Below are 17,144 nucleotides of genomic sequence, written 5' to 3' on the forward strand. Positions count from 1 at the left end.
GAAGCCGCTGAAACGGGACCAGGACAAACCATGTCCCGATGCGGCGGCATAGCGGCCATGCCGAAGGACTTCACACGAATGACGACTTTTCCGACTGCCTTGCATCTTCGACTTCGCGAACTCGCTCGCTGTGCGCCTCATGCGCCTGCGCTCGCTGCGTTTTCGCCGCATACCGTACGCATGTCGCGCGGCGAACTCGACGCTCGCGCGTCGCGGGTCGCCGCCGCCTTGCGCACGCGAGGCGTGGGCGCGGAGGTGCGGGTTGGCGTGTGCATCGACAGGTCGTGTGATCTGTTCGTCGCGTTACTCGCGGTGTTGAAGGCGGGCGGCGTGTTCGTGCCGCTCGATCCGCGACACCCCGCGGAACGGCTTGACTGGATGGCGCGCGATGCAGGCTTGCGTCACGGTATCGTCACGCGTGATGCGAACGCGGCGATGCGCGCGAGGTTCGAGCATTGCATCGACGTCGATGCGATCGACACCGAGGAACCGGTCAAGTCCGACGATGCGCAGGTGCATCCGCGTTCGGCCGCATACATGATCTATACGTCGGGCTCGACGGGCACGCCGAAGGCCGTCGTCGTCGAACATGGTCCACTTGCCGCGCATTGCGATGCCGTGATCGACGCCTATCCGATGACAGATGCAGACCGTGTGTTGCATTTCGCGTCGGTGAACTTCGATCTCGCGCATGAGTATTGGCTCGCGCCGCTTGCTGCGGGCGCGAGCATTGCGATCACCGCGCCCGGAACCGTTGCGCCGGACGATGCGCGTCTGCTGGTCGAACAGGAGCGCGTGACGATTGCCGCATTCCCGCCTGCCTATCTGCGTGAGTTCGCGCAAGCCGCGCGGCGTCATGGTGTGCCCGATGCGTTGCGTGTGCTCGCGTTCGGCGGCGAGGCAATGCCGGGCGATGTGTTCGGCGAAATCAGGCAAACGTTTAACAACGTGCGTCTGATCAACGGCTACGGTCCGACCGAGACGGTGATCTCGCCGATGCTGTGGCCGCTCGATCCACATGCTGACTATGAGGACGCCTCGTGCGCATCGTTGCCGATCGGCAAGCCGATCGGTTTGCGCACGGCCCGCGTGACGGACGCCACTTCCGCCGATGGCGCTGCGATCGACGAGGCTTCTTGCGGCGAGTTGCTGCTAGGCGGCGCATGCATCGCGCGCGGCTATCACGGACGCGCCGCGCAAACGGCCGAACGCTTCATTCCGGATGCCGATGGCGAACCGGGATCGCGCGTGTATCGAACGGGCGACCTTGCGCGATTGCGTGCGGACGGTGCTTACGATTACATGGGGCGCGCCGACGATCAGGTGCAGATTCGCGGCGTGCGCGTCGAACCGGGCGAGATCGCGCAGTGTCTGCGCTTGCATCCGCATGTGCGAGATGCCGCCGTATTCGTTGAACAGATTGCGGGGCGCGTGCAGCTTACGGCTTGTGTCGTCATTACGGATGCCATTGAAGAAAACGCGTTGCGCGAGCATCTGTCGAAGCGCTTGCCGGACGCGTGGCAGCCGCATCGCTTTGCGTTGCTCGATGCGTTGCCCTATACGTTGAACGGCAAGCTCGACCGAGAGGCGTTGCGTGTGCGCGTTGCAGCGCAGGCCACGCAAGCATCGATTCGCGAGCCGCAAAGCGAAACCGAACGAACACTGGCCGCAATCTGGCATGTGATTCTGGGTGACGACCGCGTTGTCGGGCTCGATGACCGGTTTCATGTGCTCGGTGGCGATTCGATTGCGATCATGCGTCTGCAAGCGGCCATTCGTGAGGAGCTGCATGTGAATCTGCGGCTGGATAAACTGTTCGCCGACCCTACGCTCGAAGCGCTCGCAGCGCTCGTCGATGCGAGCGAGCATGAAGCTGCCGTGCAGATGTTTCCTTTGAAGACGATCGCTCGCGGCGATGCATCTCTCGCATTCGTCGATCATCGTGCGTCATTCGCGCAACAGCGTTTCTGGGTTCTCGCGCAAACGCGCGACGCGGGCAATGCTTATCACATCGCCGCGCACTGGAACATTCACGGATCGATCGATACCGCGTTGCTGGAAAGCGCACTTGGGCACGTCATCGAACGTCATGAGGCGTGGCGCACCACGCTGCACGAAGATGAGAATGGCATCGTCATGCAGCGCGTTCATGCGCGCATCGCCGTGCCTATGGAGCAGATCGATCTGCGCGAGCTTCCCTTCGAATCGCGCGACGCACGCGGCACCGAGCTTGCCGACGAACACGCAACGCGGCCGTTCGATCTGCAGAATGGACCGTTGCTGCGCGCGTCGCTAGTCACGTTCGCTGATGACGAGCATCGTCTGATGCTGACTGCGCATCATGCGATCAGCGACGGATGGTCGTCGCGTTGCGCGTTTGCGGAACTGGCCGAAATCTATGCGGCGCTGAACGAGCGGCGCGTTACCGGGTTGCCTGCCCTTGCCGCGCAATACGCGGACTTTGCGCAATGGCAGCGCGATTGGCTGGACGGCGCGGAGCGCGATCGGCAACTCGCCTATTGGCGCGAGGCTTTGAACGACGCGCCCGCGCCGCTCGCATTGCCCGTCGATCGCAGCGTGACTGCCGATCGCACACTCGTCGGCAAGCGCGCATCGCGTCGACTCGACGCGCGCGCGTCTGCTGCTGTGCGCGACCTGGCAAACGTCGCGCATGCATCGACGTTCATCGTTTTGCTTGCCGCATTGCATGCGTGGCTGCATCGCTTGACGGCGGCCACAGACGTGGTCGTCGCTGCGCCGGTCGCGAACCGGCAGCGCGAGGAAACGGCCAGCATGCTCGGTCTCTTCATCAACACGGTTGCGTTGCGCGCGCGCGTGTCGCCGTATGAGTCCTTTTCTGCTCTGCTCTCGCAAGTGCGAGACACGACGCTCGGCGCTTACGCAAATCAGGACGTTCCGTTCGATCAGGTGATCGATGCTGTCAAGCCGCCCGTGCGACGCGGCGAGGAATGGCTGCGTGTGAAGTTCGCGCAACAGTTCGTGTTCGATGAACCCGTTGCGTTGCCCGGTGCCGTCGCGACCTTGACGCCCGGTCCCGACAATGCAGCGCGTTTCGACTTCGCGCTCGATTTCACGGACGATGCGCGCGGCATCGAACTGGTTGCGGCATGGGCGACGGATTGCATCGACGACGCGACCGCACATGCGTGGCTCGACAGCTTCATTGGACTGGTGATGGACAGCGTCGCGAATCCTGCATCGCCTGTTAGCTCGCTCGATTGCTCCCGTTCACTGAGCAAGACGCTGCAAGGCCGTGCGCAAACATTCGAATTCGATCACGTGGTGGCGGCACTTTCACATCACGCAAACGCGACGCCGAATCAGATCGCCGTCACCGACGCGCAATGTCAGCTTACGTTCGAAGCGCTCGATGAAGCGTCATCGCGTGCCGCGCATGCGTTGATCGCACAGGGCGCGGGGGCGGAGCGGGCCATTGCGCTATGTATCGATCGCTCCGTCGATTTCGTTGTCGCGCTGCTGGCGGTGTTGAAGTCTGGCGCGATGGCCGTCCCGCTCGATCCCGCAGCGCCGCGCGAGCGCATTGAAGCATCGATTGCCGCGTGCAATGCGCGCTGCGTGATCGTGACGAGCAGCGCACCGCACATCGAAACCGACGCACGCGTCGTGTCGCTAGACGCGTTGATCGCAGCGGGCGACAGCGGCGCACTCGCAGTCATTGCACCGGATCAGGCTGCGTATCTCATCTACACATCGGGTTCGACGGGCATACCGAAAGGCGTCGTGGTATCGCATCGCGCGTTGGTCGATTACGTTCAGGGCGTCCTTGACGAATTGAAGTTCGCGCCCGGCGCGAGCATGGCGATGGTCTCGACCGTCGCCGCCGATCTCGGTCACACGACGCTGTTCGGCGCGTTGTGCTCGGGCCGCACTTTGCATCTCCTGTCGAAAGAATCTGCGTTCGATCCCGACCGCTTCGCCGCGTCCATGCGCGAGCGCGCAGTCGGCGTGCTGAAGATCGTGCCGAGCCATCTGCACGCGCTGCTGGAAGCACAACACCCCGCCGACGTGTTGCCGTCACATGCGCTGGTGCTGGGCGGCGAGCCGCTGCCGTGGACGCTCGTCGAACGGATCGCGTCGTTGCGGCCCGCGTGCCGCGTGATCAATCACTATGGGCCGACGGAGGCCACGGTCGGCGCGCTCACATTCGATGCGACGGCGAGCGTTCGCGCTGCAAACGCATCGACGGGTGTACCGACGGGCCGTCCTTTGCCGAACGCGCGCGCTTGCGTGCTGGATGCGCATGGCGCGCCGGTGCCTGTCGGGGGAATCGGCGAACTGTATCTGGGCGGACCGGGCGTTGCGCGCGGCTATATGGGTCGTGCTGCAGCGACGGCGGAGCGTTTCGTGCCCGACGCCAGCGGGCCGAGGGGCGCGCGGCTGTATCGAACGGGCGACCGCGTGCGTTTGCGCGCCGACGGCGCGATCGACTACCTGGGCCGTCTCGACGATCAGGTGAAGATTCGCGGCTATCGCGTCGAACCGGGCGAAGTGAGCGCGACACTGCGCGCGATCAATGGCGTCAAGCAAGCGGAAACGCTCGCAATCGTCGAGGATGGGCGCGCACGTCTTGCGTCATTCGTCGTCGTAGAAGGCTCGCGCGATGAAGCGGCGCTGCATACCACGCTCGCCGCGCGTTTGCCCGACTACATGGTGCCCGCGACGCTCACGCTGTGCGACGCGTTTCCAGTCACGGCGAACGGCAAGATTGACCGCGCGAAGCTGCGTGAACTTGCACAGCAGCCTGTTGTACAGTCGGCAGGCGACGCGCCGCTCGAAGGCGCTGAACGCATTCTCGCGGACGTATGGAAAGAAGTGCTGCGCGCGGAGCGCGTGGGCCGCGACGACAACTTCTTCGAGTTGGGCGGCGACTCGATTCTCGCGCTGCAGGTGATCGCCCGTTCGCGCAAACGCGGCGTGCGCTTCACGCCGAAGCAGCTTTTCGACAAGCCGACCGTCGCGCAACTGGCGCAGGTCGCGCAAGCGGTTGCAGCGCCTGAACCAAAAGCGGAAGCGCGTGCACCAGCAGTATCTGCGGACAATTCGCGCGTCGCCTTGACGCCCGCGCAGCATCGCTTCTTCGAACTGGATGTGCCGAAGCGTCACCACTGGAATCAGGCCATCGAACTGCATGCGCCGGAGCGCTTCGATCTCGATGCGTTCGCGCAGGCGTTCGACGTGGTGCTCGCCCATCACGACGCATTCCGTTTGCGCTTCACGCAGGACTCGGCTAAATCATGGAGCGCGCGATACGCAGACAAGCCGTTCGACACGCTGCCCCTCGTCGCGATCGAAGCGCGCGATGAACACGATGCACTCGCGCAATTCGACGAGTTGCAACGCGGCTTCGATCTCGCGCGCGGTCCGCTTGCAGGTGCGCTCGTCGCGATGTTGCCCGATGGAACGCCGCGCGTGTGGGTCGCGATTCATCATCTGATCGTCGACGGCGTGTCGTGGCGCGTGCTGCTCGAAGACCTCGACACCGCCTATCTCGCGGCGCGCGAACGCCGCTCCGTGCGTCTCGCTGCGCAAGGCGTACGCGCGTCTGACTGGGCGCGACGTCTTGGCGCTAGATCGTTTGCGAAGGAATTGCCGTACTGGACGTCGATACAGCGAGCCAGCACCGCGCTGCCTTTCGATCAGCCGCACGGCACGACAACGAATGCCGATGCGTGCACGGTCGAATGGACGATCGACGCAACGCTCACGCAGACCTTGCTCACGGATGCGAACGGCGCATGGCGCACGCAGACCATCGACCTGCTCGTCGCCGCGCTCGCGCACACGCTCGGCATGAGCGTCCAGACTGATTCTCTGCTGATCGAACTGGAAGGCCACGGACGCGAAGCATTGTTCGAAGACTGCGATGCGAGCCGCTCGATCGGTTGGCTGACGAGTCACTATCCGATGGCGTTGCCCGTACACGAATCGCGCACCGACACGCTCTCGGCCGTCAAGGACGCATTGCGCGCTGTGCCGCACAAAGGGCTTGGTTTCGGCGTGCTGCGTTATCTGGCGGACGAATCGACTCGCGCCGCGCTTGCCGCGTTGCCGCGTCCGCGCGTCACGTTCAATTATCTCGGTCAGTTCGGCGATGCATCGAATGACCGCGCGCTGAATGCACGTTTCGGCGGAGCAGGCTGCGAGCGCGACCCGGCCGGACCGATGTCGAATGCGCTCGCGATACACGCGCACATCGACGGCGCTCGCAAGCTCAAGGTGCATTGGGTGTACAGCTCGGCGATGTTCAACGCGGGCACGGTAGAACAGCTTGCGCGTCAATTCGAAACGGCGTTGCGTGACATCGCGGCGCGCTGTATCGAACGCGTGTCGAAGCGTGGAGCCAGTGCTACACCCGCCGACTTCCCGCTTGCGCGGCGCGCAGGTCTCACGCAACCGATGCTCGAACGTCTCGAACTCGATTTGCGTAGCGTCGACGATATCTATCCGCTGTCGCCGATGCAGCAGGGCATTCTGTTTCACTCGTTGTATGCGCCGGATCGCACGACCTATGTGAACCAGTTCGTCGCGACGTTGACGTCGCCGGATATTGCGCGTGTGACGGCTGCATTCGAGCGTATCGTGCCGCAGCACGACATCTTGCGCACGAGCTTCTGGCACGACGGCGATGTGCCGCTGCAAATCGTGCATCGTCAGGCGAAGCTGCCCGTCGCCGTGCTCGACTGGTGCGGTGGTGACGCGCAGACAGTGAGTTTCGAGCAATGGCTGACAGAAGACCGCGCGCAAGGCTTCGATCTGAGCCAGGCGCCGTTGATGCGCGTGACGCTGATCCGCCTGAGCGACGATGAATGGCGACTTGTGTGGACGCGCCATCACTTGCTGCTCGACGGTTGGAGCACCGCGCGCATGTTCGCCGATGTGCTGCGCGATTACATGAGCGAGCGTCGCGCGTTGTCTTTCGGTCAAGCAGGACGTTTGCGTTACCGCGATTTCATCGCGTGGCTGGACGCGCGTGATCATGAAGCCGACAAGGCATTCTGGCTCGACCGCCTCGCGCGCTTCGACGAACCTACCCTCGTTGCGCCGAATATATCGCCGGATAGCGCCGCGACTGCAACGAGCAGTACGTGGCGCGCACAGTTCGATGCCACGACGACCGCGAAGCTGACGACCCTCGCGCGCAATCTCAAGCTGACCGTGAACACGCTCGTGCAAGGCGCGTGGGCGCTCGCCTTGCAGCGAATGACCCATCACGCGACAGTAGCGTTCGGCGCGACGGTTGCAGGCCGACCCGATGCATTGCCCGACGTCGACGATGTGCTCGGTCTTTTCATCAACACGTTGCCCGTCATCGCGACGCCCGCGCCGCAACGGCGTATCGCCGACTGGCTCGCCGGCCTGCAACGCGACAACGCGGCGAACGCCGAACACGCTCACACGCCGCTGTTCGACATTCAGCGCTGGGCGGGTCAAGGCGGCGGCGCGATGTTCGACACGCTGGTTGTGTTCGAGAACTATCCCGTCGATCCGGCATGGTCGGCGAACGACGAGCGCGCATTGCGGCTGTCGGAACTTCGCAACGTCGAATCGACGGATCTCGCCGTCACGCTGATCGTTCAGGCAGGCGATACGCTGACGATCGACTACGGCTACGACACCGCGCGTCTCGATGAAGCTCGCGTGCGTGCGTTGCATCGCGCGTTCGACGCATGCATCGAAGCGTTCATCGCCGATCCGCACGCGCTGCTTGGCAGTGTGTCGATCGCGACGCAAGACGACCGCGTGCAGCTTGCAAGCTGCAACGACACGGCTCACGCGTGGCCGGATGAACTGCAATCGCCGCTTCATCGACAGTTCGAGCGCCATGCGGCCGCCACGCCCGATGCGATCGCACTCGATCTCATCGACGCGAACAAGGCTCGCACACGGCTGACCTACGCCGAACTCGACGATCGCGCCATCCGCGTCGCGGGTGCGTTGCTGAAAGCGGGCGTGAAGGCGGACAGCGTGGTCGCGCTGTGCGTCGAGCGCTCGATTGAAATGGTCGTCGCGCTGTTCGGCGTGTTGAAGGCCGGCGCTGCATATCTGCCCGTCGATCCCGACTATCCGGCGGAGCGCATCGCGTATCTGCTCGACGATGCACGGCCCGCCGTCGTGCTGACTCAACGTGCGCTTTATGCACGGGTTGTCGATTCGATCGGCGACGCGGATGCACGAGTATTGTGTGTCGAAGAACTGGATGCGAGTTCTGCGCTTGAACTGAGCGTCGATGTCGAACCCGATCAGCTTGCCTATCTGATCTACACGTCGGGCTCCACTGGCAAGCCGAAGGGCGCGGGCAACACGCATCGCGCGCTTGCGAACCGCATCGCGTGGATGCAGAGCGCGTATCGGCTCACGCCGCGCGACGTGGTGCTGCACAAGACGCCGTTCGGCTTCGACGTGTCGGTGTGGGAATTCGTGTGGCCGTTGTCGGTTGGTGCGACGCTGGCGATTGCAGCGCCCGGAGATCATCGCGACCCCGCACGCCTCGCCGCTGCCATCGACGCATACGGGGTGACGACGCTGCATTTCGTGCCGTCGATGCTGGGCGCGTTGCTCGGTTATCTGAAGGACTTCGATGCCGCTGCGCAATGCACGAGCATCGCGCGCATCGTGGCGAGCGGCGAGGCGCTTTCGCCGGAACTCGTGGCGCGCGCGCGTGCTCTGTTGCCGCAAGCGCAACTGCACAACCTGTACGGTCCGACGGAAGCTGCGATCGACGTGTCGCACTGGACCTGCACGGACGACGACGCGCGAGCCGTCGCGGTGCCGATCGGCGAGCCGATCGCGAACATTCAGCTGCATGCGCTCGATGCTGCGCTTCATCCGCTTCCAGCAGGCGCAATGGGTGAACTGTACCTGGGCGGCGTCGGACTCGCGCGCGGGTATCTCGGGCGAGCGGCCTTGACGGCAGAGCGCTTCGTGCCCGATCCGTTCACGCCCGGCGCGCGCCTCTATCGTACGGGCGATCTGGTGTGCCGACGCGCGGATGGTGTGCTCGACTATCTCGGCCGCGCCGATCAGCAGGTCAAGCTGCGCGGCCTGCGCATCGAGCCCGGTGAAATCGAAGCGTTGTTGCGTGCCGCGCCCGGCGTGCACGATGCCGTCGTGATCGTGCGCGACGAGCAGTTGATCGGCTATGTCGCGCGACGTGCCGAAGAAGCGTTCGATCAAGCCGCGCTGTTCGCGGCGCTGCATGCGCAATTGCCCGCGTACATGGTGCCCTCGCACGTGATCGAACTCGACGCGTTGCCCGTCACGCCCAATGGCAAGTGCGACCGCAACGCGTTGCCTGCGCCGTCGCTGCAATCGGCAGAGATCGTGGAGCCGAACACCGACACCGAGCGCGAACTCGCGGCGATCTGGCAGCGCGTGCTGCGCCTTGACGAAAGCCACGCGATGGGCCGCGATGCCGACTTCTTCGCGCTGGGCGGTCACTCGCTGCTCGCCACACAGGCGAACGCGCAAATCAATCTGCACTGGTCGCTCGCGCTGCCGCTGCGCACGCTGTTCGACGCGCGCACGCTGGCGCGCTGCGCGGCGGCCATCGACGCGGCGCTCGAAGCGCGCGGCGCCCATGCACTCGACGATGCAGCGCGCGCGATCGACGCGCTGCTCGGCGAACTCGAAGCGCAATGAGGAACGATCGAATGAAATCCACCCCTGATCTGATGGCGCTGGCCGCGCGTTTCGCGCAATTGCCCGATGCACAGCGCAAGCTGTTCATCACGAAGCTCGGCGAAGCCGGCATCGACTTTCGCATGCTGCCGATTCCGGCGCGCTCGGACCGCTCGTCCGCCATGCCCGCATCGTTCGCACAGACCCGGCTGTGGCTGCATGCGCGCATGATCGACGAACCGGCCGCATATCACGTCACGAGCCGGCTGCGCCTGGACGGCGAACTGAACCGCGCGGTGCTGCGTCACGCATTTGATGCGCTGATCGCACGTCACGAAGCATTGCGCACGACATTCGCAGAATCCGCCGATGGCGGCGTCGAGCAGATCGTGCATGCGCCTTCGCGCTGTCCTTGGCGCTTCACGGATCTGTCGCGTGTGGCCAAGGCCGATCGCGAGAACATCGCGGCTGACATCGCGGTAAAGGACGAAGACCAGCCCTTCGACCTCGCGAGCGACGCGCTCGTGCGCGTGCATCTGATCGCGCTCGACGACACGACACACTGGCTCGTGCTGACGATGCATCACGTCGTGTCGGACGGCTGGTCGATCGACGTGCTGCTCGATGAACTGGCTGCGTTCTATCGCGCGTATGCAAACGGCGAAACGGTCGTGCTCGCGCCGTTGCCTGTTCAATACGCGGACTTTTCGCTGTGGCAGCGGCGCTGGCTCGATGCGGGCGAGGCCGAGCGCCAGTTGCAGTTCTGGCGTGAGCAGGTGAAAGCCGATGCGGGCGTGATCGCATTGCCCGGCAGCGGCGCGCGGCCGATGCAGCGCAGCGCACGCGGCGGGCGGCATTACTTCACGATCGAGGTCCCCATCGCGCAGCGCGTGCGCGCGCTCGCGAAGGCGCGCCGCGCGACGCCGTTCGCGGTGTTGCTCGCGGCCTTGCACGCATTGCTCGCGCGGGCGAGTGGCGAGACGCATATCCAGATCGGTGTCCCGGCTGCGAATCGCGAGCGCGCGGAAACCGCCGGGCTGATCGGCTTCTTCGTGAATACGCTGGTGGTCGGCGCACGCGTGGATATGCGCAAGCCGTTCGATGCGCTGATCGATCAGGTGCAGCGCGCGCTCGTCGATGGGCAATCGCATCAGGACGTGCCGTTCGAGCAGATCGTCGAGGCGCTCGGCGTGCCGCGCAGCGCGAGTCATCATCCGCTGTTTCAGGTGATGGCGTCGTATGCGGCGCGCCGCGCGTTGCCTATGTTCGATGACGTGCGCGTCACCGATCTTCCGTTCGGCGCGCCGTATGCGAAGTTCGATCTGACGCTGGGTTTCGAAGATCGCGAAGACGGCGCACTCGACGCCGCGTTCGTCTACTCGGCCGATCTGTTCAACGCGCAGGCCGTACAGCGCATTGCGGACGAGTACGCGCAGTTGCTCGATAGCGCGCTGGCTTCATCGCAGGCGCCCGTCGGCGATCTCGAATGGTTGACCGAGGCCGAGCGCGCGCAAATCGATGCGTGGAATGTCTACGAACCTGCCGATGCGCCGTTCGTGCCCGTACACGTGAAGCTCGCGCAGCATGCGAAGAATAAGCCCGATGTAAGCGCGGTGATGGACGCGGAGCGAACGCTCACGCGTGCCGAACTCGATGCGCGCGCCACGCGTCTCGCGGCTCGCATGATGGCGGCGGGTGTCGGCGCGGAAGTGCGGGTCGGTATCGCGGTCGGGCGCTCGACGGATCTGTTCGTCGGTCTGCTCGCGATTCTGAAGTCGGGTGGCGCGTTCGTGCCGCTCGATCCGACGCATCCGCGCGAGAGGCTCGCGCATATCGTCGACGATGCGTCGATCGAGCATGTCGTGACCGAGCGGCGTCACGTGCCCAGGCTGCCGTTACGGCATGGCACGCGAGTATGGCTGATCGATGCAGACGACGATGCGCAGCAGGAAGACATCGCGTGGCGCGAACCGGCGATTGCGCCGACGCAAGCTGCGTATCTGATCTACACGTCGGGCTCGACGGGGAAACCGAAGGGCGTCGTCGTCGATCATGCATCGATTGCGATGCACTGCGCGGCGATCGTCGCGCGTTACGGCATGCGCGAAAAGGACCGCGTGCTGCATTTCATGTCGATCAACTTCGACGGCGCGCACGAGTGCTGGCTCGCGCCGTTGTCGGCGGGTGTCGATATTCGGATTACCGACGACGCGCTGTGGCCGCCCGCGCAAACGTGCGAAACCATTGCGCGCGAGCGGGTCACGATAGCCGCGTTTCCGCCGAGCTACGCGTTGCAGATGGCCGAATGGGCGCGCACGCATGGCGCGCCGCGTTCGCTGCGCTCGCTCACGGTGGGCGGCGAAGCGACTTCGCGCGAAGCGTTCGCGGCGCTGCGTCAGGCGTTTCCCGAGGTACGCGTCGTCAACGGTTATGGTCCGACGGAGACGGTCATCACGCCGCTACTGTGGATGATCGACGCGCACGAAGACGCGAGCGATATCGCCGATGCTGCGTATCTGCCCATCGGCACGCCTGTCGGCGAGCGTACCGCGCACGTGCTCGATGCGAATCTGCGGCCCTTGCCGATCGGCGTGACGGGTGAACTCTATCTGGGTGGTACAGGTGTCGCGCGTGGCTATCACGCGCGCGCCGCGCTGACGGCCGAGCGCTTCGTGCCCGATCCGTTCGGCGCGCCCGGTGCGCGTCTTTATCGAACGGGAGACCTGGTACGCCGTCGCGCGAATGGTGTGCTGGAGTTCGTGGGACGCATCGATCATCAGGTGAAGGTGCGCGGCTTGCGTATCGAACTCGGTGAAATCGAAGCACGTCTGATGGCGCACGGCGATGTGCGCGATGCGGTGGCGGTCGTGCGTGGCAGCGGTGCGGATGCGGCGCTCGCTGCGTACGTCGAGTTGAGCGAAGAGGCAGGCAAGCGCGGTAAGCGTGCGGACGGCGATGCACTCGCGGACCATCTGCGTCGCACGTTGCCTGACTATATGGTGCCGCCGCATATCGTCGTTCTCGTTGCGTTGCCGCGCAATGCGAACCGCAAGATCGATCGCGCGGCATTGCCCGAGCCGGTGCGAGCCGAGCGCGCATTCGATGCGCCTGCACCCGGCATCGAGACGGCGCTCGCGAAGATCTGGGGTGAGGTGCTGCGCGTCGAGCGCGTGGGCCGTGCCGATCACTTCTTCGAACTGGGCGGTCATTCGCTGGCAACCGTCAGCGTGGCCACGCGGGTCCGCGAACGCCTCTCGCACGATGTTGCCGTGCGCACGCTGTTCGAAGCACCGACGCTCGCTGCGTACGCGCAGCGCGTGGCGGAGTCGGCGCGCGTCGATCCGCGCGAGGGCACGCGTCACGTGCAGGAAGAGGGCGATGTCGGTGACCTCGCATTGAGCGATGCGCAACGTGCGCTGTGGTTTTTGTGGCGCGCGCAGCCGGAGAGCGCCGCGTACAACATTCCCGTCGCATTGCGTTTGCGCGGCGCGTTGGACGTGAGTGCATTGCGGAGCGCTTTCGATCATGCGGCGCGGAAGCATCCTGCTTTGCGTGTACGTCTCGTCTCGACGAAAGACGTTCCGGAAGTGCGTCAGGTGATCGACGAACATTGCCGTGCAACGTTGCCTGTTGTCGAGTTGTGCGAGCTTGCGTCGATGGACGATCGGCTCGCGGCCGCTACACGCCTCACGGACGAGGACGCGCTCACACCGTTCAATCTGGCCGAAGCGCCGTTGTGGCGCGCGCGTCTGATCCGTCTCGCCGACGACGATCACGTGCTGTCGATCGTGATCCATCACATCGTCGCGGATGGCCGGTCTATCGACGTGTGGCTCGACGACGTGCACAGTGCTTACGTCGCGGGCGCGACGGGCAAGCCGTCGATTGCGTCGGCGATGAAGCCCGCATTCGCTGCCCGTACGCAGATCCGGCAAGCCGACATGACCTTCTGGCGCGACGCGCTGCGCGGCGTCGATACGCTGCATCTTCCGCAACCTTCAGCGACGCGTCCCGTATCGCCCGACTGGAGTGCGGGGCGCATGGCATTCGCACTCGATGCTCGTTCGATTGAACGCGCGAAGGCGTTGGCCCTATCCACTCAAGCGACGTTGCCGATGCTCTTGCATGCGGTGCTGAACGTGGCGCTCGCGCGTCAGATTGGCGCGCTCGATCAGGCCGTCGGTGTGCTCGCATCCACGCGCGATGCCGATACCGACGACGTGATCGGTCTGTTCATCAACGCAGTCGTCGTCCGCACGTTGATGCGCGAATCGGGCTCGCCACGCGACGTGATCGCCGCTGTGCGCGAAGCCGCACTGGGCGCCTATGCGCACGTCGCGGCGCCGTTCGCGCAGATCGTCGACTCGGTTCGCGCACCGCGAACGGCGAACGGCAATCCGCTGTTCCAGGTGATGTTCAACTATCTGCGTCCCGCACAGAGCGATAGCCGCGAGTGGCACGGTATCGCGGTGGATGAGTTCAACGACGTGCGGCATCGCGTCGTGTTCGATCTCGAACTCGACATCGTCGAGCATCACGATGGCCGCGTGACGGGTGCGTTTTCATATGGACGCGAACTGGTCGATGGCGCGTTCGTCGAGCGTCTGTGCGCCGATTACCTGGCCACTGTCACGCGTTTTATTGATGCGCCGGATGAAGCGATTGTCATTTCGGGGACGCGCCTCGCGGCTGCCCGTGTCAAGAAAGCCGATGCATTTCGTGAGTCGTCGCCGCGCGCCGCGCAACTGATGCAGATACTCGCTCGATTGTGGGCGCGCACATTTGAAGGCGAAGCGCCTGAGGTAAGCGACAACCTGTTCGAAGCCGGCGCGACATCGTTCGACGTTGTGCGCTTCGTCGATGCGGCGAACGCAGCAGGGTACGGCATCGCGATCGACGACGTGTTCGTGCATCAAACGCTGGCAACGCTTGCAGGCGAGTTGGCGCAACGACTCGACATGCACGTCGAACAGGACGCACGCGAAACGGTTACAGAGGTGCGCGATGCACGCTGAATTCACACGGGAAGACATGAATACGTTCAAGCAGCCTTCGCTGGCAGCTTATCTGGAAGGCGATGCGATCACCGTGGCGGAAGACGGCCGCGCCGAAGGGATCGTGCTGCATGCGAGCTGGACGCGCGCAGACGGTATGCGCATCGTCGAATGGTGCAAGGGCATCTCGCCGCTCGGACAGCGTCGCGCGGTGCTGGCTGCATTGCGCGCGGCGTTCGGTGCGAGCCGCGACAGCAAGAGCGTTGCGCTCGATACCGGCAAGCTGCATCGCGATGCGCTCGACGCGCTGCGTTACAGCGGCGTGCTGACGGCGCAGAACGTCTGCATGCGCGACGCGTGGGCGCAGCAGCCCGATTTGTGGCTCACGCGTGCCGCATCGACACCCATCACGGCGCTGTCTTATGCGATGACGGATGGCGCACGGCATCCGCGGCGTGCGCCGTATGGCGACGGGATCGTGTATGCGCGCGACGTGCCGGAGTTTGGGCATCGCTTCACGTTGCGCACGGCGTCCGTCGCGCAAGACCTCGAACACCTGCATGCATGGATGAACGAGCCGCGCGTCAATGCGTTCTGGGACGAAGCGGGCATGCTCGACGCGCATCGAGCGTATCTGGAACGCGCGTTGGCGACCCCGCATATGCATCCGTTGATCGGCGCGTTCGATGGCGAGCCGTTCGGCTACTTCGAAGCGTACTGGGCAAAGGAGGACCGCATTGCGCCGTTCGCGGCATCGACGGATTTCGATCGCGGCCTGCACATGCTGGTGGGCGATACGCGTTGGCGCGGCGCCGAGTGTGTCGCGGCCTGGCTGCCGTCGCTCGTTCATTACCTCTTTCTCGATGATCCGCGTACTCAGGCCGTCGTCTGCGAGCCGCGCCACGATAACGCACGCATGATCGATTACCTCAAACGACACGGCTTTTCGAGCATCGCGCATTTCGATTTTCCGCATAAGCGCGCGCTGCTGATGCGTGTCATCCGCGAAGGGTTCTTCGACGGCAGGCATCTGTGATGTTCCGCCGCATTCTGGATTGCAACCATAACGTCCGTCGCCACTGGTAGAAGGGAGACATTTGATGACTCATTTGACGACTCAACGAGAACACATTCACGATTTGATCGGCGTCGGCTTCGGGCCGTCGAATCTGGCGCTGGCCGTGCGCCTCGCGGAGACCGGCAGTGCGCCGGCCGCGCACTGCTATATCGAACGGCAGCCGGAATTCGGCTGGCATCGCGGTATGCTGCTCGACGATAGTCGCATGCAGATTTCTTTTCTGAAGGATCTCGTCACGCTGCGCGATCCGAAGAGCCGCTTCACCTTCATCAACTATCTATTCGAGCGTGGGCGTCTGCAGGATTTCGTCAATCTGAAGAACTTCTATCCGACGCGAATCGAGTTTCACGACTACCTTCGCTGGGTCGCGAGCGCGTTCGACGATCAGGTGCATTACGGCGAGTCGGTGACGAGGATCGAGCCTGTGATGGACGCCAACGATCCGCGCACCGTCACGCATCTGCGCGTGCATTCGCGCGATGCGCAAGGCAAGGAACGTCATCGTTTGACGCGCGCGCTGTCGGTTGGGATGGGGGGCGTGCCGCAGATTCCGGCTGCGTTCGAGGCGTTGCGCGAGGCCGCTGTGATTCACTCGTCCGGCTATCTGACGTCGATCGACGGTCTCGTCGGCGGCGGAACGCGCGACATTGCGCAACGCCGACGCGTTGCCGTCGTAGGCAGCGGCCAGAGCGCGGCCGAAGTGTTCATCGATCTGGCGCGCCGTTTCCCGCACGTCGATGCGACGCTCATGATGCGCGCGCCGGCATTGAAGCCCGCCGACGACAGTCCGTTCGTCAATGAAATTTTCAATCCGTCGTTCACCGACCTTATTTACTCGCAGCCCAAAGACGCGCGACGCTCGCTGCTCGATACGTTCCGCGACACCAACTACTCGGTGGTCGACCGGCCATTGATCGAACAGATCTACGAGTTGCTGTACGTGCAGAACGTGAGCGGTGCATCGCGTCATCGTCTGCTGAACAACTGTGCGATCGAATCGGTACGTGAATTGCAAACCGCAGACGGAAACGAGATCGAAATGCGCGTGCGCGATCGCATGGACGGCGATGCGGCGATGGAGCGCTTCGATGCCGTTGTGCTCGCGACGGGCTATCGGCGCGATGCGCATCACACGCTGCTCGATCCGCTCGCAGAGGCGTTGGGCAAGCCCGTCGAGCAATGCGAAGTCGCGCGCGATTATCTGCTCGCGACGCCCGCGCATTTTCAGCCGCGCATCTATCTGCAAGGATGCTGCGAGGACAGTCACGGCTTGAGCGACACCCTGCTTTCGGTGCTCGCGCGCCGCGCAGACGAGATCGCCGGCTCGCTAGAAGCGGGCAAGAACGAAGGCGGCGTTGCAGTGCAAGCGCGGACGGCGCAGAGCGGCGATCGCGTGGCGTTCGCTCTTTGAA

General features: G+C 64.2%; 4 protein-coding genes. All 4 read left to right on the forward strand.

What is annotated here, in order from left to right:
* The first annotated feature begins 78 nt into the window (after nucleotides 1-78).
* The 4 genes from G3N95_RS18355 (at nucleotide 79) to G3N95_RS18370 (ending at nucleotide 17,143) form a co-directional block, all read left to right on the forward strand.
* On the forward strand, nucleotides 79-9,681 hold the full coding sequence (locus tag G3N95_RS18355) for a non-ribosomal peptide synthetase (protein ID WP_205971514.1): 9,603 nt from the start codon (nucleotides 79-81) through the stop codon (nucleotides 9,679-9,681).
* An 11-nt stretch (nucleotides 9,682-9,692) separates the two neighbouring features.
* Nucleotides 9,693-14,675 carry a non-ribosomal peptide synthetase gene (locus G3N95_RS18360; RefSeq protein ID WP_205971515.1) on the forward strand — a complete coding sequence of 1,661 codons (4,983 nt, stop codon included), beginning with the start codon at nucleotides 9,693-9,695 and terminating at the stop codon, nucleotides 14,673-14,675.
* 16 nt (nucleotides 14,676-14,691) lie between these two features.
* Nucleotides 14,692-15,690, forward strand: a complete 999-nt coding sequence (locus G3N95_RS18365; RefSeq protein WP_241018680.1) for a GNAT family N-acetyltransferase — start codon at nucleotides 14,692-14,694, stop codon at nucleotides 15,688-15,690.
* A gap of 64 nt (nucleotides 15,691-15,754) precedes the next feature.
* The gene (locus G3N95_RS18370) at nucleotides 15,755-17,143 is read left to right on the forward strand and encodes a lysine N(6)-hydroxylase/L-ornithine N(5)-oxygenase family protein (RefSeq protein WP_205971517.1); all 1,389 of its coding nucleotides are present in this window, start codon (nucleotides 15,755-15,757) and stop codon (nucleotides 17,141-17,143) included.
* The last annotated feature ends 1 nt before the right edge of the window (nucleotide 17,144 follow it).

The organism is Paraburkholderia sp. Tr-20389 (assembly GCF_017104565.1).
Classification (GTDB): domain Bacteria; phylum Pseudomonadota; class Gammaproteobacteria; order Burkholderiales; family Burkholderiaceae; genus Paraburkholderia.

What these genes read in the sequence shown, in the direction of transcription:
- G3N95_RS18365 (WP_241018680.1), top strand. Translation starts at nt 14,692, where the DNA reads ATGAATACGTTCAAGCAGCCTTCGCTGGCAGCTTATCTGGAAGGCGAT.
- G3N95_RS18360 (WP_205971515.1), top strand. Translation starts at nt 9,693, where the DNA reads ATGAAATCCACCCCTGATCTGATGGCGCTGGCCGCGCGTTTCGCGCAA.
- G3N95_RS18370 (WP_205971517.1), top strand. Translation starts at nt 15,755, where the DNA reads ATGACTCATTTGACGACTCAACGAGAACACATTCACGATTTGATCGGC.
- G3N95_RS18355 (WP_205971514.1), top strand. Translation starts at nt 79, where the DNA reads ATGACGACTTTTCCGACTGCCTTGCATCTTCGACTTCGCGAACTCGCT.